Below are 22,314 nucleotides of genomic sequence, written 5' to 3' on the forward strand. Positions count from 1 at the left end.
TGCTAGATTCATCGCGTCCGTCGGGACAGTCCTGTCCCCCAGCGCCCTCCGCGCGACGCACATCCTCCCTCCTGTAATTCAACGGCGCCCCGCGAGGATTGCCCGTGTCCGATACCGAAAACCACACCCCGAACGACGCCGTTGGCGCCGACGCCAGACCTGTTGCCGAAGGCAAGCCCGAGCCGCGCCCGCGCGCGCCGCGCCGCACGGCAGCAGCCATAGCGGCGGCAAATGCCGAAAAAGCCGCCAAGTCATCCGCGGCGGAAAAACCGGCCGCCGAGACCGCCGATCGGCCAGCCCCCGCACCAGCCCCGGCGCCGTACGCCCCCGTGCAGGGCAACCTGCCCGTCGCCGCACCGGCCGCCGCCTCATCCAGCGAGGCGCCCCTACGCGCACCGCAGGAACCACGCGAAGCAGCCCCGGCCGGCAACGCCAACCCCCAACAGAACCAGGGCCAGGCGCCGAACCCGAACCAGGGGCAGAACCCGTCGTCCAGCCAGGGCCAGAATCAGGGCCAGGGGCAGAACCAGAACAACGGCAACGGCGGCCGCGAGGGGCGCGACGGCCGCGGCCGGCGCCGCCGCAACGAGCGCAACCCGCAGCAGCAACCGCCGCGCGGACAGAACAACAACCCGCGCCACAACAATCCGAACGGCTTGCCGGTGGACGACGACAACGCCGATCCGGGCAGCAACGACCGCGTCATCAATCTCACCGAACTGAAGCGCAAGAACGCGCCGCAGCTGCTGGAATTCGCCGAATCGCTGGGCATCCACGAAGGCATCGCCCGCGCGCGCAAGCAGGACGTGATCTTCAACGTGCTCAAGGCGCACGCCCGCTCCGGTGGCGGCATCTGGGCCGAAGGCGTGCTGGAAATCCTGCAGGACGGCTTCGGCTTCATGCGTTCGGCCGACGAGTCCTACCTGGCCGGCCCCGACGACATCTACGTGTCGCCCAGCCAGATTCGCCGCTTCAACCTGCGCACCGGCGACTACATCACCGGCCGCGTGCGTCATCCGAAGGAAGGCGAGCGCTACTTCGCCATGCTGCGGGTCGAGACGATCAACGGCGATCCGCCGGAAGCATCCAAGAACAAGATGCTGTTCGAGAACCTCACCCCGCTGTTCCCGCGCAAGGCCTTCAAGCTGGAGCGCGGCAACGGGTCGAGCGAGGACATCACCGGCCGCATCCTTGATCTCATTGCACCGATCGGCAAGGGCCAGCGCGGCCTGATCGTCTCGCAGCCGAAATCCGGCAAGACGATGATGCTGCAGAACATCGCCCAGGCCATCCAGTACAACCACCCCGAAGCGCACCTGATCATGCTGTTGATCGACGAGCGCCCGGAGGAAGTCACCGAGATCGCCCGCACCGTGCGCGCCGAAGTGATCAGCTCGACCTTCGACGAGCCGGCCGTGCGCCACGTGCAGGTCGCCGAGATGGTGATCGAGCGGGCCAAGCGCCTGGTCGAGCACAAGAAGGACGTGATCATCCTGCTCGACTCGATCACCCGCCTGGCCCGCGCCTACAACACCGTGATCCCCAGCTCCGGCAAGGTGCTCACCGGTGGTGTCGACGCCCACGCCCTGGAGAAGCCCAAGCGCTTCTTCGGCGCCGCGCGCAACATCGAGGAAGGCGGCAGCCTGACCATCCTCGCCACCGCGCTGGTGGAAACCGGCTCGAAGATGGATGAAGTCATCTACGAAGAGTTCAAGGGCACCGGCAACCTGGAACTGCAACTGGAACGTCGCATCGCCGAGAAGCGCGTGTTCCCGGCCATCAACATCAACCGCTCCGGCACCCGCCGCGAAGAGTTGCTGACCGCCGAGGACGAGCTGCAGCGCATGTGGATCCTGCGCAAGCTGCTGCACCCGATGGACGAGATCGCCGCCATCGAGTTCCTGCTCGACAAGCTGAAAGACACCAAGACCAACGAAGAATTCTTCATGTCCATGAAGCGCAAGTAGCGTTCGGTTCAGGTAGGCAAAGGCCGGGGCTCGCTCCGGCCTTTTGCTTTTCCGGCGGTTTTGAAACGCCGGGAGCCAACGGTACACTTCGCTCCCCGACCCGCCCCTCAGCGAGGCCCATGCATGCAGTATCGCGATCTGCGCGACTTCATCACCGCCCTGGAACAGCGCGGCGAGCTGAAACGCATTCAGACGCCGGTGTCGCCCGTTCTGGAAATGACCGAGATCTGCGACCGCACCCTGCGCAGGCAGGGTCCGGCGCTGCTGTTCGAGAAGCCCACCGGCTTCGACATGCCGGTGCTTGGCAACCTGTTCGGCACCCCCGGGCGCGTCGCGCTGGGCATGGGCGCGGAGGATGTCTCCGAACTGCGCGAGATCGGCAAGCTGCTGGCCTACCTCAAGGAGCCCGAGCCGCCGAAGGGCTTCAAGGACGCGCTGGGCAAGTTGCCGCTGCTCAAGAAGGTCATCAGCATGGCGCCCAAGGTGCGCAAGGACGCCGCCTGCCAGGAGGTGATCCTCGAGGGTGACGACGTCGACCTGTCGCGCCTGCCCATCCAGCACTGCTGGCCGGGCGATGCTGCGCCGCTGATCACCTGGGGCCTGACCATCACCAAGGGGCCGAACAAGGAACGCCAGAACCTCGGCATCTACCGCCAGCAGGTGATCGGCCGCAACAAGGTGATCATGCGCTGGCTGAGCCACCGTGGCGGCGCGCTGGACTACCGCGAATGGTGCGAGAAGTACCCGGATCGCCCGTACCCGGTGGCGGTGGCGCTGGGCGCCGATCCGGCGACCATTCTCGGCGCGGTGACGCCGGTGCCGGACACCCTCTCCGAGTACGCCTTCGCCGGCCTGCTGCGCGGTTCGCGCACCGAGCTGGTCAAGTGCCTGGGCAGCGAGCTGCAGGTGCCGGCCGGCGCCGAGATCATCCTCGAAGGGCATATCCATCCCGGCGAGATGGCCGATGAAGGTCCCTACGGCGACCACACCGGCTACTACAACGAGGTGGACCGCTTCCCGGTGCTCACCGTCGAGCGCATCACCCACCGCAAGGATCCGATCTACCACAGCACCTATACCGGTCGTCCGCCGGATGAGCCGGCGATCCTCGGTGTGGCGCTCAATGAAGTGTTCGTGCCGATCCTGCAGAAGCAGTTCCCGGAGATCACCGACTTCTATCTGCCGCCGGAAGGCTGCTCCTACCGCATGGCGGTGGTGACCATCAAGAAGCAGTACCCGGGGCATGCCAAGCGGGTGATGCTCGGCGTGTGGAGCTTCCTGCGCCAGTTCATGTACACCAAGTTCGTCATCGTCACCGACGACGACATCAACGCCCGCGACTGGAACGACGTGATCTGGGCGATCACCACGCGCATGGACCCCAAGCGCGACACGGTGATGATCGACAACACACCGATCGATTACCTGGACTTCGCCTCGCCGATTTCCGGCCTGGGCTCGAAGATGGGCCTGGACGCCACCCACAAGTGGCCGGGCGAGACCAGCCGCGAATGGGGCCGCGTCATCACCCGCGACGAGGCCGTGGTGCGGCGCGTCGACGAACTCTGGGCGAGTCTGGGCATCGACTGAGCGGACGCAGAGCCGCCACAGCACAACCTGAACCGGTGTCGCGGTCGGCAACGTCCGCGGCCCCGGTCGTATTTTCCCCGCGAGAAACTGCCTTGAACGTAACTGTCCAACCCTCCGGCGTGGTGCTGGAGGTTCAGCCCGGCGAACGCATCCTGGATGCCGCCCGGCGTCTGGGCCTGGAATGCCCGCAGAGCTGCCGCAACGGCAACTGCCACATCTGCGCCGCCACGCTGCTGCGTGGCCGGATGCGCCAAGGCGACGCGGTACTGACCAGCGGCGAGGTGCTGCCCTGCGTCGCGGTGCCGCTGGAGGACTGCGAACTGCTCTGGCCGCTGCTGCTGGCGCCCGGCCATCTGCCGGTGCGCGAGCTGACCTGCCAGCTGCTCGGCTGCGAACCGCTGGGTGGCGACGTGTACCGCCTGCGTCTGCGCACGCCGGCCGGCAAGCCACCGCGCTACCACGCCGGCCAGTATCTGCTGCTGCAACGCGAGGATGGCGAATGGTCGGCCTATTCGCTGGCGTCGGCGCCGCACCAGGGTCGCGAGCTGGAACTGCACATCCTGGCCCGCGACGAGCAGCCCCGCGCGCTGCTGGCGTTCATCGAGCGCAACGGCATGGTCCGGGCGCAACTGCCGTTTGGCGAGGCCTGCCTTGACCGCCTGCCGGACGGGCCGCTGCTGCTGATCGCCGCCGGCACCGGCATGGCGCAGATGTGCGGGCTGATCGAGCACTGCCGCGCGTCGGGCTTCAGCCATCCGATGCACCTGTATTGGGGGGCGCGCACCCCAGAGGACTTCTACGAATTGCCGCAGTGGGCGGAGTGGGAGCGCATGCCCAACCTGACCCTGCACCGGGTGGTCAGCGATCTGTGCGGCTGGGAAGGGCGTTGTGGGCTGCTGCACGAGGCCGTGCGGGCGGACTTCGCCAGCCTGGCCGGACTGCACGTCTATGCCAGCGGCTCGCCGGCGATGGTCTATGCCACCCTGGATGCGCTGGTGGCGGCCGGCATGGCGGCGGAGCAGATGCGCGCCGACGTGTTCGCCTATGCGCCGCGCCCGGCCTGAGGGCTGTAGGGTGGACAACGGTTTTCTTGTCCACCACCGCGCCGGTACGGCGTGCCTGGCGGCCCGCGTGGTGGGTCGATAACGCGCGATCCACCCTACGGAGTCCCGGGTGCCGTCCGAAAATTGACGCGTGCGGCCGCCGTTGCCGGTTCTGTCCGGCGAAACCTCGCGGAATCCCGCGCCCTGTGAGCTGGCACGCTAATAGCTAGGCTAGCCGTCAACGCCAGAGGAGTTTGCTTGTGAAATCGCTTATCGCCGCGCTGTTGTTGCTGGGTCTGTACATCGGCCCGGCCCAGGCCGCCAAGGAATACGACCCCAGCAAGGTGCTGTATCTCGAGCTGCGGCCCTCGCTGGTCGGCAACTACGGGGACGGCCCGCGTCCGCGCTTCTACAAGGCCGACGTGGCCTTGCGGGTCACCGGCACCTTCGCGATGGCCCGGCTGGAGCACCACCAGCCGCTGATCCGCAACGAGCTGATCATGCTCTTCGCCGCCGTGCCCACCGGCGGCATGGACAGCCTGGAAGCCAAGGAACAGCTGCGCCAGAAGGCGCTCGAGCGCATCCGCGCCGCCATCGAGTACGAGGAAGGCTACCCGCTGGTCGAGGACCTGCTGTTCACCAACCTGATCGCTCAGCCGTAAGGCTGGGGTCTGCACGAACCCTGTAGGAGCGACTTCAGTCGCGAGCTTCTGGCGGCGGCCCGCACCAAAGCATCGCGGCTGAAGCCGCTCCTACAAAAGATGGGTGCAGCAGCCCTCAGGCCATCTGCGCCAGGGTCTTGCGAAAGCGCGCCAGCGCGCCGAGGAAGAACAGCGCGCCAATGCCGAGGATGGCCAGCAACTGCGGCCAGACGATCGCCAGCCCGGCGCCGCGATAGAGGATGGCCTGGGCCAGGCTGACGAAGTGGGTGGTCGGCGCCGCCAGCATGATGAACTGCACCGCCTCGGGCATGCTCTCGCGCGGGGTGGTCCCTCCGGAGAGAATCTGCAGCGGCATCAGCACCAGGATGATCAGCAGTCCGAGCTGCGGCATCGAGCGCGCCACCGTGCCGAAGAAGATGCCCATCGAGGTGGTGGCGAACAGGTGCAGCGCGGCGCCGAGCAGGAACAGCCCCAGCGAACCCCCGATCGGCACCTGCAGCCAGCCCTGCACGACCACCACCAGCGACAGCGCGGTCGCGCCCAGCACCACCAGGCCCATCGCCCAGACCTTGCCGAGCATGATTTCCAGCGGCGTCACCGGCATCACCAGCAGGTGCTCGATGGTGCCATGCTCGCGTTCGCGGATCAGCGCCGCCCCGGTGAGGATGATCGACAGCATGGTGATCTGGTTGATCACCTCCATCACCGAGCCGAACCACGAGCGGGTCAGGTTGGGATTGAAGGCCACGCGCATTTCCAGTTCCACGGTCTGGCTGCTGCCGCCCCGGTGGCGCTGCAGGAATTCGGCAACCTCGCTGGCGGCGATGTTCTGGATGTAGCCGGCGCCGGTGAAGGCCTGACTGATCTGGGTAGCGTCCACGTTGAGCTGCGCCGCCGGCTGGCGCCCGGCCAGCAGGTCACGCTGGAAGTTCGGTGGAATGTTCAGGGTGAAGGTGTAGTGGCCGGCGTCCATGCCCCGGTCCATCTGGTTGAGGTCGATCAGCTGGGGCGTCAGGAAGAACGGCGGCTGGAAGGCGTTGATGATGCGCATCGACAGCGGCGAGCGGTCCTCGTCGACCACCGCCAGGGTGGCCCGGTGCAGGCTTTCCGGCATGCTGCTGGCCGCCGTGTAGATGCCGAAGGTGAAGGCCCAGACGATCAGCAGCAGCAGCGCCGCGTCGCGGTACAGGCTGCGCAGCTCCTTGATGCCCAGGTTGAGTACGTTGCTGCCGCGCATCTCAGGTCTCCTGTTTCTTCAGCAGGGCCGTGCACAGCGCCAGCAGCACTGGCACCGTGATGGCCAGCGGCAGCAGATAGCCGCCCAGGTCGCCAAAGCCCAGCGCCTTGGAAAACACCCCGCGGCTGATGACCAGAAAGTGCGAGGTGGGATACAGCTGACCGATCACGGCACCGAAACCTTCCAGCGAGGACACCGGATAGATCAACCCGGCGAATTGTACGGCGGGCAGCAGGGTGACGATGGCGGTACCGAACACCGCGGCGATCTGGCTGCGCGTGAAGGTGGACATCAGCAGCCCCAGGGCGGTGGCGCAGCCCAGGTACAGCAGGGCGCCGAGCAGCAGGGTCAGCGGGCTGCCCTTGAGCGGCACGTCGAACAGCAGCACCGCCGCGACCAGCAGCAGGGCGAAGTTCAGCAGGCCCAGCGCCAGGTAGGGCAGCTGCTTGCCGAGCAGGAATTCCAGGCGGGTCACCGGGGTGACGTACAGGTTGATGATCGAGCCCAGCTCCTTCTCGCGCACCACGCCCAGGGCGGTGAGCATGGCCGGGATGAGCATCAGCAACAGCGGAATCACCGCCGGCACCATGGCCTTGAGGCTCTCCACGTCCGGGTTGTAGCGAAAGCGCACTTCCAGCGAGGCGGGCAGGCCGACGGCTTGCCCGGCCGCGCGGGCCAGATTCTGCAGGTAGTTGTTGTGGATGCCCTGCACATAGCCCTTGATGGTGTCGGCGCGGGTCGGCATGGCGCCATCCACCCAGGCGGCGATCGCCGGGCTGGCGCCGCGCTTCAGGTCGCGGCCGAAACCGGCGGGAATCTCCACGGCCAGGCTGATTTCGCCGCTGCGCAGGCGCCGGTCGAGGTCGGCGTGGTCGCGCAGCGGCGCCTTCTCGAGGAAATAGCGTGAGCCGGACAGGTTCAGGACGTAGGCCTGGCTGGTGGTGGTCTGGTCATGGTCGAGCACCGCGAAGGACAGGTCCTCGACATCCATGCTGATGCCGTAGCCGATGATGAACAGCAGGATCAGGCTGCCGAGCAGCGCCATGCTGCCGCGAATCGGGTCGCGGCGCAGCTCCAGGGATTCGCGTCGCGCATAGCTGAACAGGCGCAGCAGGCTGAAGCGCTGGCGCGGCACGCGCGCGGCGGGCTCCACGGCGGGCGACGCCGGTGCGGCGGCAGGTGATTGCATGGCGCCAGCGGCCTCTTCGAGGTAGGCGATGAAGGTGGCTTCCAGGGTCGGCAACCCGCGCCGCGCCATCAGCTCCTGCGGAGTGCCGCTGTCCAGCACCTTGCCGGCGTGCATCAGCGAGATGCGGTCGCAGCGCTGCGCCTCGTTCATGAAGTGGGTGGAGATGAAGATGGTCACCCCGTCGCGGCGCGACAGGTCGATCATCAGTTGCCAGAAGCCGTCGCGGGCCACCGGGTCGACCCCGGAGGTGGGCTCGTCGAGGATCAGCAGCTCCGGCTCGTGAATCACCGCCACGGCCAGCGACAGGCGCTGGCGCAGGCCGAGCGGCAGGCGGTCCGGCAACTGGTCCATGACCGGTTGCAGGTCGAAGCGCTCGGCCAGCTCGGCGATGCGTGGCGCGATGCGTTCTTCCGGCATCTGGAACAGCCGGGCATGCAGGTCGAGGTTCTGCTCGACGGTGAGCTCCCGGTACAGCGAGAAGGCCTGCGACATGTAGCCGACCCGCCGGCGGGTCTGCAGGTCGTGGGGATCGACCGGCTGGCCGAACAGGAAGGCCTCGCCCTCGCTGGCCGGCAGCAGCCCGGTGAGCATCTTCATGGTGGTGGACTTGCCGCAGCCGTTGGAACCGAGGAAGCCGAAGATCTCGCCGCGCGGGATGCGCAGGTTGACGTCGCGGACCGCCACGAAGTCGCCGAAGCGCATGGTCAGGCCGTGGGCCTCGATGGCGATTTCGGTTTCACCGGCGACGCGCGGCGGAATCACCAGTTGCCGGTGTTCCCGGCGCTTCTCTTCCGGGAGCAGGGCGACGAAGGCTTCCTCCAGGCTGGCGCTCGCGCTGCGCTGGCGCAGTTCGGCGGGGCTGCCGGTGGCCAGGATCCGCCCGGCGTCCATGGCCACCAGCCAGTCGAAACGCTCGGCTTCCTCCATGTAGGCGGTGGCCACCAGCACGCTCATCTGCGGGCGTTCGGCGCGGATGCGCGCGATCAGTTCCCAGAACTGGTTGCGGGACAGGGGATCGACGCCGGTGGTCGGCTCGTCGAGGATCAGCAGGTCCGGGTCGTGGATCAGCGCGCAGCACAGGCCGAGCTTCTGCTTCATGCCGCCGGACAGCTTGCCGGCCGGGCGCTCGCGGAACGCCGACAGGCCGGTGCTGCGCAGCAGCTCGTCGATGCGCCGTTCGCGCTCGGCCTGGCGCTGGCCGAACAGGCGGGCGAAGAAGTCGAGGTTCTCGACCACCGAAAGGGTCGGATAGAGGTTCTTGCCCAGTCCCTGCGGCATGTAGGCGATGTGTGGGCAGACCCGCCGGCGGTGACGCGGGTCGGCCATGTCGCCGCCCAGCGCTTCGATGTGGCCGTCCTGGAGCTTGCGCGCGCCGGCGATCAGCGCGAGCAGGCTGGACTTGCCGACGCCGTCCGGACCGATCAGGCCGACCATGCGCCGCGCCGGCAGCTCCAGCTCGATGTCGGCCAGCGCCCGGGTCTTGCCGTAGCGCAGGCCGACCCCGCTGAGCCGGGCGACCGGGCTCATTGCGGAACCTTGATCGCCAGGTGCGCGGGCCATTCGGCCGTCGGGTCAAGACGCAGATAAGCCATGCCCGGCACGCCGGTCTTCACATGGGCCAGATACTTGCGCAGCAGTTCGGGGTCGATGCGTGCCTTGACGCGGAACATCAACTTTTCCCGCTCGCTGGCGGTTTCCACGGTCTTGGGCGTGAACTGGGCGACGCTGGCCACGTAGGTGATGCGTGCCGGAATCACGTACTCGGGGGCGGCGTCGATCACCAGGCGCGCCTCGGCACCCAGCGCCACGCGACCGGCCTGGCGCTCGGGCAGGAAGAAGGTCATGTAGACGTCGGAGAGGTCGACCAGGTTGAGCAGCTTGCCGCCGGCGCCGAGCACCTCGCCCGGCTGGCTGATGCGATATTGCACGCGACCGGCGCGCGGCGCCTTGAGCTGGCTGTCGTCGATATCCACCTGCAGGCGGGTGACGCTGGCCTGGGCGGCCTCCACGGCCGATTGCGCCTCGATGACCTGGGACTGGGCGGCGGCGATCCCGGCCTCGGCGGAACTCACCTGCGAACGCGACGCGGCGAGCGCCGCCTGGGCGCTCTGCAGGGCGGCCAGGTCGTCATCCAGTTGCTGGCGCGGCACCGCGTTGCTCTTCACCAGGGTCTGGGTGCGCGTGTGGCGCTTCTGCGCGGCGGACAGCTCGGCCTGGCGCTGGCGCACCACGGCCTCGGCGGTGGTCTTCTCGCTTTCGCGCAGCGCCACCTGGGCGCGCGCGGTGTGGATGGCATTCTCGGCCTGGCGCAACTGCGCCCGGGCCTGGGCGAGCTGGGCCTCAAGCACCTGGGTGTCCATGCGCGCCAGCGCCTGGCCGGCTTCGACGAAGTCACCCTCCTCCACATCGATGGCGGCCACGCGGCCGCCGAGCTTGGTGGCCACATCCACCTCGGTGGCCTCGATGCGTCCATTGCCCCAGGCGAAGCCCTCACCCAGGCCGCTGGGGCGCAGTTCGTACCAGGCCAGGGCGGCGAGGGCGGCGATCACGGCCAGGGGCAGGCCCACACGGGTGATCCAGCGTGTGCGTTGGCTCATCTTCACTCCTTACCGTCCGGGACGCGCTGCAAAAGGCGGATTCTATTCTGTTGACTGCGTCGACGGGGAGTGTTGATGGCCGTCAGGCGGACACCAGACGCAACTGCGATTGCGTCCGCTGTGTTTGGCGCGATACAGGGCCTGGTCGCAATGGGCGATCAGGCGCTGCGGGCTGTCCTGGCATTCCAGGTTGGAGGTGGCGATGCCGATGCTCAGGGTCAGGCTGCCGAGCGGGCTGCCCGGATGCGGCAGGGCCAGTTCGGCGAGGCGCCGGTGGATGCGCGCGGCCAGGTGCTGGGCGCCCTCCAGGCGGGTGTTGGCAAGAATGATGGCGAACTCCTCGCCGCCGTAGCGGCAGGCCACGTCGCCCTCGCGCTGCAGGCATTCATGCAGCAGGCGGCCCACCTGGCGCAGGGCGTCGTCACCAGCCAGGTGGCCGAGGGTGTCGTTGTAATCCTTGAAGTGGTCGATATCCACCAGCAGCAGCGACAGCGGCGTGCCGAGTCGGCGCAGGCGCCGCCATTCGGCCTGTAGCTGCTGGTCGAAAAAGCGGCGGTTGTGCAGGCCGGTCAAGCCGTCCTGCTGGGAAAGGCGCTGCAGGCGCGCTTCCATGCGCAGCCGCTCGGTGTTGTCGCGTGACACGCCAATGAGAAATTCGCGGCCCTCGCGTTCGACCAGTTGGGTGCTGATCTCCGCCGGTTGCAGCGTGCCGTCCTGGCAGCGCAGTTCCCGCTGCAGCAGGCGTGGCGAGCCCTCGCGATGCAGTTGGTGCACTTCGTCCAGCCATTGCGCAAAGCCGGGCATCAGCAGCTCGGGGTCGCGGTTGAACAGTGTGCTGAAGGTTTCCCGGTCGTAGCCCAGGCTCACGTAGATCGCCCGATTCATGTAGAGAAACGCCCGCGCCTGTACGTCAAGGATGAACAGTCCGTCGCGGCTGAAGTCGGTGAGTTCGAGGATCAGTCGTTGCTGCGCGCGGCTCTCGCGCAGCCGGGTGGCGGTGCGCCTGCGCCGTTCCGCCTCGGCGCGCAGGCGCCGGTTGACAGCCAGCAGGGCGGCCGCGCGCCGGTGGTTTTCCAGAGCCAGGTACAGGGCGGCGATCAGTAGCACGCTGATGGACAGGCTGGCTACCAGGACCACATCCGGCCAGGGGGTGTTCAGGCGTTGCACGGCATTCGGAGTGGGCCGGATCAGCAGGCTGAAGGCGGGCTCGCCAGGGAGCTCGAGGGCGATACGCTGGCGCAGGCCGGTGGCGGGCGCCGCCAGCCCCTGGTCATGCAGGACCTGGTCGCCCTCCAGCAGCGTCACACTGGAACGCCACTCCCCTTGGCGCGCCAGCCAGCTGTCCAGCAAATCGGGCAGCCGGAAGGTGCCGCGCAGGTAGCCATCGAACCCGGGGCCGGGGGTGTTGCGGTCATACAGCGGCACATACAGGGCCAGGCCCGGGCTGCCGTCGGCCAGCGGGAAACTGGCGCTGAAGCGCGGCTCGCCCTGATCGCGGGCGTCCAGCGCGCTGTCCGGGCTGGGCAGTTGCAGCGGTTCGCTGCGGCTGGCCGGCACTTGCCAGCGCAGGCGTCGCGCGGCGTCCAGCCATTCGATGGCGTGGTAGCCGTCGCGGCCGGCCAGCAGCAGGCGCGCCTCGCGCTGCCAGTCCGTGCGGCGCAGCCGGCCTTCATTGTTCCAGCGCTCGGCCAGCCGCTGCAGGTTGGCGGCCTGGTCGGTCAGGTAGGTTTCGAACTGGCGGGCCAGATGCTGGGCCTGCAGGTTCAACTGCTCCTGGGCGCGGGCCTGGCGGTCTTGCTCCAGGCGCTGCCAGAGCAGCAGGCTGCCTGCGCACAGGGCGCAGAAAAGCAAGCCGAGCAACAGGTAGACGGCAGGAGGGAGGGCGGCGCGGTTCATGGGGCAATCCTTTGCTGTGCTGTGGGTTTAGCACAGCCTCAACGCAGCGCCAGAATCGCCTCCCATTGTGCGGGTGTCACCGGCATCACCGACAGGCGACTGCCGCGTTGCACCAGGGGCAGCCCGGCAAGGGCTGGAGCGGCCTTCAGGCGGGGCAGTTCGATGACTCGCTCGAAGGTTTCCACATGGCCGACGTCCACGGCGCTCCAGGGATTTCCGTGTGTCAATGCCTTACTGTCAAAATAGTGGCTATCTGCCTGCAGTGCCGTGGGGTCCGGATAGCTGGCGCGCAGGATCTTGCCGATGCTGGCCACCCCGGGTCGGGGGCAGCTGGAGTGGTAAAAGAGGAACAAATCACCCGGTTGCATGGCGCGCAGGAAGTTTCGTGCCTGGTAATTGCGAACTCCGTCCCAGCGTGCGTCGCCAAGGCGTGCTAGGGCGCTGATTGACAGTTCGTCGGGTTCGGATTTCATCAGCCAGTACGGCATGAACTTTGCCTTCCTCTTGTGGTCCGAGTCGCGGGCATTGGAGCCGGCAGGCAGCGACGCTCAGGTCAGCGAGCGTCCCACTAAAAAAACAGCCGCCGGGCATTTCTTGAAGTTGTCTGTAGGGGAAGACAAGGCAATGAGACGGCAAAAACCCGATCTGTTGTGGGTACTGGTTATTGTGTTCAGCCTGGGCATGGTCACCACCGGCTATACCCAGGGTCTCTGGGATCGCCAGAGCGAGGCGCCCGCCGCCGCTGCGCAGCGCTAAGCGCCCCGCGCGGCCTGCGGGCCGGCTCCGCCGGTCCCTGCGCAATACCAGCCCCTGTCGGTCACCGTGGCCTGCAGGGGCACATCCCAGCTGGCCAGCGCCAGACGATCCACCTGCTGACACTGATGGGCCATGCCCAGCAGGGTCGGCTTGTGCCAATTTTTGCGCAGGTTGCGGTAGGCCAGGCTGCGGTCATAGAAACCGCCGCCCATGCCCAGGCGCCCGCCGCGCGCATCGAAGCCCACCAGCGGCAGGCAGATCAGTCCCAGGGTCCACAGCTTGCGCTGCCGCGCGCGGCAGAACGCCGGCTCCGGGATGCCGAAGCGGTTGCGGCGCAGCGTCTCTCCCGGGCGCAGGCGCTGGAACACCATGCGCGTGCGCGGCCAAGGGTTGAGTACCGGCAGATAGGTGGCCTTGCCGCGTCGCTGGGCTTCGCGCAGCAGTAGCGCGGGGTCGATCTCGCCGTCGTTGGCCAGATACAGCGCAAGGTGCCGGGTGCGGCGAAACAGGGGGTGGTGGCTCAGCTGGCGGTAGAGGTCGCGCGCGGCGCGCCGCTGCTCGAGCGGGGTCAGCTGGCTGCGCCGCTGGCGCAGCAAGCGGCGCAGTTCGGCGCGCGAAAGGTCGTCACGCTGGATCATGGCGAGGGGCGGCCCTGAAATGAAAACCGCCGGCGCGGATGCTCCGGGCCAGCGGTGTCTGGAATTCGACTCCCCGGCATGCCGCTGTCGGCGTGACCCTTGAACCCGAGAGTTCAAGGTGGCGACCGCCGGCAACCTTAAGGCTCTCCGTCGAGCGGATATGCACACGGGCTGCACGTACGGCCTCCAGATGTTTTGCTTATCGGGAGAGGGACGTGCCAACTGGCGCACACACCAGGGAGTTGCCGGCGAGTATACGCCGATTTTCGTCCGTGTGACCCCCTTGTGACCGTGCTCAGTCACTTCCCAGGGCGGTATCGACCCGGTCGAGCAGCTCGCGCACCTGCTCGCGGGCCAGGCTGTCCTGCTGCTGGTGTTGCTGTTGCAGGCGCTGCAGGTCGTGGGCGATGTTCAGCGCGGCCATGACCGCGACGCGCTCGGAGCCGATGACCTTGCCGCTCAGGCGGATCTCGCGCATCTTGCCGTCCAGAAAGCGCGCGGCGTTTTCCAGGCTGGCGCGAGCATCGCTCGGGCAGGCGATGCAGTATTCCTTGTCGAGGATGGTGACGGTGACGGTGGTGGATGGGGTCATGAGTCCTGCTCCAGGGCCTTGAGGCGGGAAATCATCGCTTCGACCTTCTGGCGGGCCAGTTCGTTCTTTTCGATCAGTTGGGCGCGCTCTTCGCGCCAGGCTTTCTCGTTGGCCAGCAGCAGGCGGTTCTGGGCCTTGAGGCGCTCATGATGTTCGAGCAGCTCGTCGAGTTTCGCTGCCAGGCGCTGCAGTTCGGTGGTGTCCATGAGGGCTCGGGGTGGCAACGGGGCTCCGACTATAGGGAGGAGAACGCACGGGGGTCAAACACCCCGCGCGGCGCCCGCCAGGGCTGCCTTGCCTGCCCGGGGCTGCTAGGATACGGAGCCTCCTTATCCCCGTCCCAGAGTTGTCATGTCGCCCTACGCCGCCTTCGCCGCCCTGCTCGCTTCCTCCGGTCACTCCGTTTCCCCCGCCGAACTGCACGGCCTGCTGGTTGGTCGCAGTTGCGCGGGCCTGGGATTCGATGCCGATGGCTGGCTGGAAGATGCCCGCGACCTGCTGGGCAGCGAGCCGCAGGACAACGTGCGCCAGGCCCTGTTGGGGCTGCAGGAAATGGTCAAGGGCGAGCTGGCTGGCGGCGAGTTCGCCGTGCTGCTGCTGTTGCCCAACGATGACGCGCCGCTGGCCGAACGCGCCGATGCGCTGGGCCAGTGGTGCCAGGGCTTCCTTTCCGGTTTCGGCCTGGCGCCGCGCGAGCAGGCGCTGTCCGCCGAAGCCATGGAAGTGCTGCAGGACCTGGCCGCCATCGCCCAGGTGCAGAGCGCACTGGACGAGTCCGAGGACGGCGAGAGCGACTATATGGAAGTCATGGAATACCTGCGCGTGGCGCCGCTGCTGCTGTTCGCCGAATGCGCCAAGCCGGCCGCCGCCGACGCCAAACCCGCCCTGCACTGACCGGAAGCTGCCGATGATCCGCATCCCGCAAGTCGAATATGCCCGCCGCCGCGCCGAGCTGATGGCGCGCATGGAGCCCGGCAGCATCGCCATCCTGCCGGCGGCGCCGCTGCAGCTGCGCAACAGCGACGTCGAGCATACCTATCGCCAGGACAGCGACTTCCAATACCTGAGCGGCTTCCCGGAACCGGAAGCGGTGCTGGTGCTGGTGCCCGGCCGCGAGGAGGGGCAGTACATCCTGTTCTGTCGCGACCGTGATCCGGAGCGTGAACTGTGGGATGGGCGACGCGCCGGCCAGGACGGTGCGGTGCGCGACTACGGCGCCGACGATGCCTTTTCCATCCAGGCCATCGACGCGCTGCTGCCGTCGCTGATGGAAAACCGCCGGCGGGTCTATTACGCCGTCGGCCAGGACGACGGATTCGACCTGCGGGTGCTGGGCTGGGCCAACCAGGTGCGCGCCAAGGCCCGCCAGGGCGTGACGGCGCCGCGCGAGTTCGTCGCTATCGACCAGCTGCTGCATCCGCTGCGCCTGCGCAAGTCCGCGGCGGAGCTGGAGGTCATGCGCTACGCCGCGCAGGTGTCCGCCCGTGCCCACGTGCGCGCCATGCGCGCCAGCCGCGCCGGGCTGTACGAGTACCAGCTGGAAGCCGAGCTGGAATACGAATTCCGCAAGGGCGGTGCGCGTCTGCCGGCTTACGGCTCGATCGTCGCCGGGGGCCGCAACGCCTGCATTCTGCACTACCGGGAGAATGACGCCGCGCTCAACGCCGGCGATCTGGTGCTGATCGACGCCGGCTGCGAGATCGACTGCTACGCCAGCGACATCACCCGCACCTTCCCGGTCGGCGGGCGTTTCTCGCCGGAACAGAAGGCCATCTACGAGCTGGTGCTCGAGGCCAACCTGGAAGCCTGCAAGCACATCGCCCCCGGCAAGCGCTGGAACGAGGCGCACGACGCCACCGTGCGGGTGATCACCGGCGGCCTGGTGAAGCTCGGCCTGCTGCAGGGCGAGGTGGACGCGCTGATCGAAAGCGAGGCCTACAAGCCGTTCTACATGCACCGCGCCGGCCACTGGCTGGGCATGGATGTACACGATGTGGGCGACTACAAGGTCAATGGCGAGTGGCGCGAGCTGGAGCCGGGCATGTGCATGACCGTCGAGCCGGGCATCTATGTCGCCGTGGATAGCCCGGCTGTCGAGCCGCGCTGGCGCGGCATCGGTGTGCGCATCGAGGACGATGTGGTGGTCACCGTCGACGGGTGCGAGATTCTCACCGGCGAGGTGCCCAAGTCGGTCGCCGCCATCGAGGCGCTGATGGCTGCTACCCGGGAGCACGACTGATGGAACGGGTCGAGCTGGCGATCATCGGTGGTGGACTGGTCGGCGCCAGCCTGGCCCTGGCCCTGCAGGACGGCGCTCGGGCGCGCGGCTGGCGCATCGTGCTGATCGAGCCCTTCGCGCCGGGCGACAGTTACCAGCCCAGCTATGACGCACGCTCCTCCGCGCTGGCCTATGGCAGCCGGCTGATTTTCGAGCGCCTGGGCCTGTGGTCGCAGCTGGCTGCGCGCGCCGAGCCGCTGCTGCATATCCATGTCTCCGAACAGGGGCGCTTCGGTGCCACGCGCATGCACGCCGCTGACGAGGGCGTGCCGGCGCTCGGTTATGTGGCGGAGAACGCCTGGCTCGGCCAGTGCCTGTGGCAGGCGCTGGATCCCGAGGTGGTCAGCTGGCGCTGCCCGGCCGAGGTGGCCGACCTGCAGGCGCTGGCGGACGGTTACCGGCTGCGGCTCAAGGACGGCGCCACGCTCGATTGCGACCTGGCGGTGCTGGCCGACGGCGGCCGCTCCGGACTGCGCGAGCGGCTGGGCATTGCCGTCGAGCGCCGGCCTTACGGGCAGAGCGCGCTGATCGCCAACGTCACGCCGAGCCTGCCGCATGGTGGCGAAGCCTTCGAGCGCTTCACCGCCCAGGGGCCGATGGCGCTGCTGCCGTTCCTCGACAACCGCTGCGTGCTGGTCTGGACCCGCGCGCCACAGGATGCCGAACGCCTGCAGGTGCTGCCCGAGCCGGCATTCCTCGCCGAGCTGCAGCAGGCCTTCGGCTACCGCCTGGGGCGTTTCCAGCATGTGGGCTCCCGGCATCTCTACCCGCTGGCGCTGGTGGAAGCCCGCGAGCAGGTGCGCCCGCACCTGGTGGTGCTGGGCAATGCGGTGCACAGCCTGCATCCGATTGCCGGCCAGGGCTTCAACCTGTGCCTGCGCGATGCCCTGGCCCTGGCCGAAACCCTGCTGGAAAGCGTCGAGCCGCTGGGCAGCCTGGCCACGCTGGCTCGCTATGAGGCCCGCCAGCGCCTCGATCAGGACCTGACCATCGGCTTCTCCGACCGCCTGACCCGGCTGTTCGGCGCCAACCTGCCGCTGCTCAACCAGACGCGTCACCTGGGGCTGCTCGGCCTGGATCTGCTGCCAGCGGCCAAGCACGGCTTCGCCCGCCAGGCCATGGGCCTGGGCGCCCGCATCATTTAGGACGAGGGACTGACATGCACGCGGACATCATCATCGTGGGCGCCGGGATGGTCGGCAGCGCCCTGGCGCTGGCCCTCAAGGACAGCGGCCTGGACATCCTGCTGGTGGACGGCGCCGCGCTTGAGCCGCGGCCGTTCGAGCCGGCGGCGCCGTTCGAGCCGCGCGTCAGCGCCCTGTCGGCGGCCAGTCGCAATCTGCTGCAAGGCCTGGGCGCCTGGCCGGGCATTCAGGCCCGGCGCTGCAGTCCCTATGCGCACATGCAGGTCTGGGACGGCTCGGGCACCGCACAGATCCGTTTCTCCGCCGCCAGCGTGCATGCCGAGGTGCTCGGGCACATCGTCGAGAACCGCGTGGTGCAGGACGCTCTGCTCGACTGTCTGCGCGACGGCCCGGTGCGGCTGCTCGGCCAGGCGCGCGTCGAGCGCCTGCAGCAGGGCGAGGCCGGCTGGCGGGTGAGCCTGGCCGATGGCCGCGAGCTGCAGGCACCGCTGCTGGTGGCCGCTGATGGCGCCAATTCGGCGGTGCGGCGCATGACCGGTTGTGAGACCCGCGAGTGGGATTATTTCCACCACGCCATCGTCACCAGCGTGCGCTGCGCCGAGGAGCACGGGCTGACCGCCTGGCAACGCTTCACCGATGACGGTCCGCTGGCCTTCCTGCCGCTGGATCGCGACGGCGACCGTCACTGGTGCTCGATCGTCTGGTCGTGCACGCCGGCCGAGGCCGAGCGGCTGATCGCGCTGGACGAGCCGGCCTTCCGGGCCGAGTTGGGCAAGGCCTTCGAATACCGCCTGGGTGAGGTGCTGGAGGTCGATCCGCGCGTGTGCATCCCGCTGCGCCAGCGCCACGCCAAACGTTACATCGCACCCGGACTGGCGCTGATCGGCGACGCCGCGCATGTCATCCACCCGCTGGCCGGGCAGGGCGTCAATCTGGGCTTCCTGGACGCCGGCGTGCTGGCCGAGGAGCTGCTCAAGGCCCGGGCGCGTGGCGAGCCGCTGAGCAGCGAGCGCGTGCTGGCGCGCTTCGAGCGCCGGCGCATGCCCTACAACCTGGCGATGATGGCGTCCATGGAAGGCTTCGAGCGCCTGTTCCAGGCCGACCTGCCGGCGCTGCGCTGGCTGCGCAACGCCGGTCTGCGCCTGGCCGACCGCCATCACCTGCTCAAGTCGCTGTTCGTGCGTCAGGCCCTGGGCCTGGACGGCGACCTGCCGGAGCTGGCGCGGGGCTGAGCCCTTACCAGCTGAACAGATCGCTGCCGACGGTGATCATGTAGCCGGCGGTGCCCAGGATCGCGAACTGGGCACTGACGCGCCGGTACTGATAGCCGAGCGCCGGAATCACCCCCAGGCCGACGCCGTCGCGGTTGACCGGAATCTTGCCTTCGTATTCGCCCTTGTAGCCCAGCAGCGGGCCGGCGGTCAGCTTGACGTAGAGGCCGGGAACCCGCTCGGATGACCAGCGGTGCCCCAGGTAGAAGTACTGGCTCGGCTGATGGTAGGAGTTGTGGAACCACATGGCGCCGGCCAGCCAGCCATCGCGGCGTTCGACTTCCAGGCCGAACAGGTCGGGGGTGTCGTTGTGGCGGGGATCCGGCTCCCAGTGATGTACATAGGGACCGTAATGCAGGCTCAGCACGTGGGAATCCCGGTCCTGGGCCTCGGCCCCCAGGCTAGCCAGTGCGATGAGCGCACAGGTGGCGCGAAAGATGGAACGTTTCAAGATACAGCCTTACTGCAGGGAACAAGGGGCGTCGGCGGAGCCGGCACGGCGTGTACTGGCGGGCCTCTGACGCGGGCGGGGCCGATTGCAAGAAGCGCACCAGCGTGCGGGCCGCATGCCTGCGGCGAAAACACGCGTTGTGGTGTTAACTGATAGTCACTATCATCTGTGGCAATTTCTCTTACCGGAAACGAGAGGCATTGCCATGCGGGTCAGTAACGCGCTGTTTGCCACCCTGGCGCTGGGTGTCTGTATCGGTCAGGTCCAGGCCGCCGATGATGTGGTGGTCTATTCCTCGCGCATCGACGAGTTGATCAAGCCGGTGTTCGACGCCTACACCAAGGAAACCGGGGTGAAGGTCAGGTTCATCACCGACAAGGAAGCTCCGCTGATGGCGCGCATCAAGGCCGAGGGCGCCAACACCCCCGCCGACCTGCTGCTCACCGTGGATGCCGGCAACCTCTGGCAGGCCGAGCAGATGGGCATCCTGCAGCCGCTCAAGTCCGACGTGGTGGCGGCCAACATCCCGCCGCAGTACCGCGCCGCCAGCGGCGCCTGGACCGGCCTGTCGCTGCGCGCGCGGACCATCGTCTACTCCACTGAGCGAGTCAAACCGGGCGAGCTGAGCACCTACGAGGCGCTGGCCGACGAGAACTGGGAAGGCCGCCTGTGCCTGCGCACCAGCAAGAAGGTCTACAACCAGTCGCTGACCGCCACCCTGCTGGAAACCCACGGTGAGAAGAAGACCGAGCAGATCCTGCGGGGCTGGGTCGGCAACCTGGCCACCGACGTTTTCTCCGACGACAACTCGGTGGTCAACGCCATCAATGCCGGCCAGTGCGACGTCGGCATCGTCAACACCTACTACTTCGGCCGCCTGCACGCCCAGAACCCGGACCTGAAGGTGCGTCTGTTCTGGCCGAACCAGAACGACCGTGGCGTGCACGTGAACCTTTCCGGCATCGGCCTGACCGCCCATGCGCCGAACCCGGAAGGCGCCCGCAAGCTGGTGGAGTGGATGACCGGTGAGCAGGCCCAGGCGATCTTCGCCGGCGCCAACATGGAATTCCCGGCCAATCCCAAGGGCAAGGTTTCCAAGGAAGTCGCCAGCTGGGGCAGCTTCAAGGCCGACAGCATTCCGGTGGAAGTGGCTGGCAAGCGCCAGGCCGAAGCCATCCGCCTGATGGACCGGGTGGGCTGGCGCTGATCGCCCGGCGGCGGAGCGGTTGCAACCGCCCCGCCGCCGCTGGTTAACTTGCACGCCCCGCCCGTTCGGGGCGTCGTCGTTTCCGAGCCGCCAGGAGTTTGCGCGTGCCTCATCCGATCCAGCGCCGCTGGTACCCCGTCGCCTTCAGCGTGGCCGCGCTGGTCCTGCTGCCGCTGAGTATCCTGCTGTTCAGCTGGCACGAGGTGGATGGCGAGATCTGGAGCCACCTGTGGGAAACCCAGATGGCCCGGCTGATCGGCAACACCGGGATCCTGGTGCTGGGCGTGGGTGTCGGCGTGACCGTGCTGGGGGTCAGCCTGGCCTGGCTCACCGCGCTGTGCGAGTTCCCCGGGCGCAAGTGGCTGGACTGGGCGCTGATGCTGCCCTTCGCCATTCCCGCCTATGTGCTGGCCTTCGTGTTCATCGGCCTGTTCGACTTCTCCGGCCCGCTGCAATCCCTGGCCCGCGACTGGTTCGGCAGCGGCCTGCGCTTCCCGCGCGTGCGCTCCACCGGCGGGGTGATCCTGGTGCTGGTGCTGGTGTTCTACCCCTACGTCTACCTGCTGGCCCGCTCGGCCTTCCTGGCCCAGGGCAAGGGGCTGATGGAAGCCGCCCGGGTGCTCGGGCAGACGCCCTGGCAGGCGTTCTGGCGCGTTGCGCTGCCGATGGCCTGGCCAGCGATCGGCGCCGGTCTGGCGCTGGCGATCATGGAAACCCTGGCCGACTTCGGCGCTGTCTCGGTGTTCAACTTCGACACCTTCACCACCGCCATCTACAAGACCTGGTATGGCTTCTACAGCCTGACCGGCGCCACTCAGCTGGCCAGCCTGCTGCTGTTGGCGGTGATGCTGGTGCTGTACGGCGAGCGCCGCGCGCGTGGCGCCAGCCGGCCGGTCAGTGAACGGCCGCGCGGCAAGGCCCTGTACCGGCTGAGCGGCTGGAAGGCGGCGCTGGCCAGCGGCTGGTGCGCGCTGGTGTTCCTCTGTGCCTTCGTCATCCCGCTGCTGCAGCTGCTGGTGTGGTTGTGGCAGCGCGGGCGCTTCGATCTGGACGAGCGCTACGCGGCGCTGATCCTGCACACCCTCTACCTGGGCGGCATGGCGGCGCTGATCACGGTGAGCGTGGCGCTGCTGCTGGCCTTCGCCCGCCGCCAGGCGCCCACGCGGGTCATCCGCACGGCGGTCGGGATCGGCAACCTCGGCTACGCGCTGCCCGGCGCGGTGCTGGCGGTGTCGATCATGCTCGCCTTCAGCTACCTGGACACCCATCTGGTGGTGCCGCTGTCCGCCTGGCTGGGCGGCGCCGGCAAGCCGCTGCTGCTCGGCAGCCTCGGCGCGCTGCTGGTGGCCTATCTGATCCGCTTCCTCACCGTCGGCTACGGTCCGCTGGAAAACAGCCTGGCGCGCATCCGTCCGTCACTGCCGGAAGCCTCGCGCAGCCTGGGCGTCGGCGGTCCGGCGCTGTTCTTCAAGGTCTACCTGCCACTGCTGCTGCCCGGCGTGCTCAGCGCGGCGCTGCTGGTGTTCGTCGACGTGCTCAAGGAAATGCCCGCCACCCTGCTGATGCGCCCGTTCGGCTGGGACACCCTGGCGGTGCGCATCTTCGAGATGACCAGCGAGGGCGAATGGGCGCGCGCCGCGCTGCCGGCGCTGACCCTGGTGGCGGTCGGCCTGCTGCCGGTGATCCTGCTGATCCGCCGCTCGGCGCGGCGCTGAGCCTGCGGAACTTTCCGCAACGGGCCGGGGTCTTGTCTGGCCGTCACGCCGGTCGGGCCCCTTGTCGTGCTTTCGCCACA

At 68.1% G+C, this 22,314-nt stretch carries 20 protein-coding genes and 1 other RNA gene; 11 read left to right on the top strand and 10 right to left on the bottom strand.

What is annotated here, in order from left to right; genetic code table 11:
* Window positions 1-704 precede the first annotated feature (704 nt).
* The 4 genes from rho (at window position 705) to VL129_RS09085 (ending at window position 5,262) form a co-directional block, all read left to right on the top strand.
* Window positions 705-1,967 (top strand): transcription termination factor Rho, encoded by a 1,263-nt coding sequence (rho, locus tag VL129_RS09070; protein ID WP_325412385.1) that lies wholly within the window; start codon window positions 705-707, stop codon window positions 1,965-1,967.
* Window positions 1,968-2,090: 123 nt separating this feature from the next.
* Window positions 2,091-3,557 (top strand): 4-hydroxy-3-polyprenylbenzoate decarboxylase, encoded by a 1,467-nt coding sequence (gene ubiD / locus VL129_RS09075; protein ID WP_325412274.1) that lies wholly within the window; start codon window positions 2,091-2,093, stop codon window positions 3,555-3,557.
* A gap of 92 nt (window positions 3,558-3,649) precedes the next feature.
* Window positions 3,650-4,621, top strand: a complete 972-nt coding sequence (locus VL129_RS09080; RefSeq protein ID WP_325412275.1) for a CDP-6-deoxy-delta-3,4-glucoseen reductase — start codon at window positions 3,650-3,652, stop codon at window positions 4,619-4,621.
* A 239-nt stretch (window positions 4,622-4,860) separates the two neighbouring features.
* Window positions 4,861-5,262 carry a flagellar basal body-associated FliL family protein gene (locus VL129_RS09085; protein ID WP_325412277.1) on the top strand — a complete coding sequence of 134 codons (402 nt, stop codon included), beginning with the start codon at window positions 4,861-4,863 and terminating at the stop codon, window positions 5,260-5,262.
* Between the two features lie 115 nt (window positions 5,263-5,377).
* On the opposite strand, the gene VL129_RS09090 is transcribed toward VL129_RS09085, so the two are convergent.
* Genes VL129_RS09090 through VL129_RS09110 form a run of 5 tightly spaced genes read right to left on the bottom strand, consistent with a single transcriptional unit; the run spans window position 5,378 to window position 12,669 of the window.
* Window positions 5,378-6,499 (bottom strand): ABC-2 transporter permease, encoded by a 1,122-nt coding sequence (locus tag VL129_RS09090; RefSeq protein ID WP_325412279.1) that lies wholly within the window; start codon window positions 6,497-6,499, stop codon window positions 5,378-5,380.
* A gap of 1 nt (window position 6,500) precedes the next feature.
* Window positions 6,501-9,215 (bottom strand): ribosome-associated ATPase/putative transporter RbbA, encoded by a 2,715-nt coding sequence (gene rbbA, locus VL129_RS09095; RefSeq protein ID WP_325412281.1) that lies wholly within the window; start codon window positions 9,213-9,215, stop codon window positions 6,501-6,503.
* Window positions 9,212-10,285: an HlyD family secretion protein gene (locus VL129_RS09100; RefSeq protein WP_325412283.1), complete on the bottom strand. Its 1,074-nt coding sequence runs from the start codon at window positions 10,283-10,285 to the stop codon at window positions 9,212-9,214. The genes rbbA and VL129_RS09100 overlap by 4 nt, the downstream gene beginning before the upstream one ends.
* Before the next feature lie 42 nt (window positions 10,286-10,327).
* Window positions 10,328-12,181: a sensor domain-containing diguanylate cyclase gene (locus VL129_RS09105; RefSeq protein ID WP_325412285.1), complete on the bottom strand. Its 1,854-nt coding sequence runs from the start codon at window positions 12,179-12,181 to the stop codon at window positions 10,328-10,330.
* A 38-nt stretch (window positions 12,182-12,219) separates the two neighbouring features.
* Complete coding sequence (locus tag VL129_RS09110; protein ID WP_325412287.1) at window positions 12,220-12,669, bottom strand: EVE domain-containing protein; 450 nt, start codon at window positions 12,667-12,669, stop codon at window positions 12,220-12,222.
* On the opposite strand from VL129_RS09110, the gene VL129_RS09115 reads away from it, so the two are divergent.
* On the top strand, window positions 12,668-12,937 hold the full coding sequence (locus VL129_RS09115; RefSeq protein ID WP_325412389.1) for a hypothetical protein: 270 nt from the start codon (window positions 12,668-12,670) through the stop codon (window positions 12,935-12,937). The two genes, VL129_RS09110 and VL129_RS09115, sit on opposite strands and share 2 nt — an antisense overlap.
* On the opposite strand, the gene VL129_RS09120 is transcribed toward VL129_RS09115, so the two are convergent.
* The 4 genes from VL129_RS09120 to VL129_RS09135 all read right to left on the bottom strand — a co-directional run bounded on the left by VL129_RS09120 (window position 12,934) and on the right by VL129_RS09135 (window position 14,373).
* On the bottom strand, window positions 12,934-13,575 hold the full coding sequence (locus VL129_RS09120) for a 5-formyltetrahydrofolate cyclo-ligase (protein ID WP_325412289.1): 642 nt from the start codon (window positions 13,573-13,575) through the stop codon (window positions 12,934-12,936). The two genes, VL129_RS09115 and VL129_RS09120, sit on opposite strands and share 4 nt — an antisense overlap.
* Window positions 13,576-13,641: 66 nt before the next feature.
* Window positions 13,642-13,819, bottom strand: a non-coding RNA gene (gene ssrS, locus VL129_RS09125) — 6S RNA.
* Window positions 13,820-13,870: 51 nt separating this feature from the next.
* On the bottom strand, window positions 13,871-14,167 hold the full coding sequence (locus tag VL129_RS09130; RefSeq protein WP_325412291.1) for a cell division protein ZapA: 297 nt from the start codon (window positions 14,165-14,167) through the stop codon (window positions 13,871-13,873).
* Window positions 14,164-14,373 (bottom strand): TIGR02449 family protein, encoded by a 210-nt coding sequence (locus VL129_RS09135; protein ID WP_325412293.1) that lies wholly within the window; start codon window positions 14,371-14,373, stop codon window positions 14,164-14,166. The genes VL129_RS09130 and VL129_RS09135 overlap by 4 nt, the downstream gene beginning before the upstream one ends.
* Window positions 14,374-14,518: 145 nt before the next feature.
* Here VL129_RS09135 and VL129_RS09140 point away from each other — a divergent pair, with 145 nt between their 5' ends.
* From VL129_RS09140 to VL129_RS09155, 4 genes are read left to right on the top strand one after another with little or no spacing between them, the layout of a single operon-like run.
* Window positions 14,519-15,061: a UPF0149 family protein gene (locus VL129_RS09140; protein ID WP_325412295.1), complete on the top strand. Its 543-nt coding sequence runs from the start codon at window positions 14,519-14,521 to the stop codon at window positions 15,059-15,061.
* A gap of 13 nt (window positions 15,062-15,074) precedes the next feature.
* Entirely contained in the window at window positions 15,075-16,406 is a 1,332-nt protein-coding gene (gene pepP / locus VL129_RS09145; protein ID WP_325412297.1) for a Xaa-Pro aminopeptidase, read from the top strand.
* Entirely contained in the window at window positions 16,406-17,590 is a 1,185-nt protein-coding gene (gene ubiH / locus VL129_RS09150) for a 2-octaprenyl-6-methoxyphenyl hydroxylase (RefSeq protein WP_325412299.1), read from the top strand. The genes pepP and ubiH overlap by 1 nt, the downstream gene beginning before the upstream one ends.
* 14 nt (window positions 17,591-17,604) lie before the next feature.
* Entirely contained in the window at window positions 17,605-18,822 is a 1,218-nt protein-coding gene (locus VL129_RS09155; RefSeq protein WP_325412301.1) for a 2-octaprenyl-3-methyl-6-methoxy-1,4-benzoquinol hydroxylase, read from the top strand.
* 4 nt (window positions 18,823-18,826) lie between these two features.
* Here VL129_RS09155 and VL129_RS09160 read toward each other — a convergent pair whose 3' ends face one another.
* Window positions 18,827-19,312, bottom strand: a complete 486-nt coding sequence (locus VL129_RS09160; protein WP_325412303.1) for a sn-glycerol-3-phosphate transporter — start codon at window positions 19,310-19,312, stop codon at window positions 18,827-18,829.
* Window positions 19,313-19,517: 205 nt separating this feature from the next.
* Here VL129_RS09160 and VL129_RS09165 point away from each other — a divergent pair, with 205 nt between their 5' ends.
* The gene (locus VL129_RS09165) at window positions 19,518-20,519 is read left to right on the top strand and encodes an extracellular solute-binding protein (protein ID WP_325412305.1); all 1,002 of its coding nucleotides are present in this window, start codon (window positions 19,518-19,520) and stop codon (window positions 20,517-20,519) included.
* A gap of 104 nt (window positions 20,520-20,623) precedes the next feature.
* Window positions 20,624-22,234, top strand: coding sequence for an ABC transporter permease (locus tag VL129_RS09170; protein WP_325412308.1), 1,611 nt, complete (start codon window positions 20,624-20,626; stop codon window positions 22,232-22,234).
* Window positions 22,235-22,314: the final 80 nt, after the last annotated feature.

Origin of the sequence: Pseudomonas sp. (assembly GCF_035497915.1) — a bacterium.
In the GTDB taxonomy this organism is placed as follows: domain Bacteria; phylum Pseudomonadota; class Gammaproteobacteria; order Pseudomonadales; family Pseudomonadaceae; genus Serpens.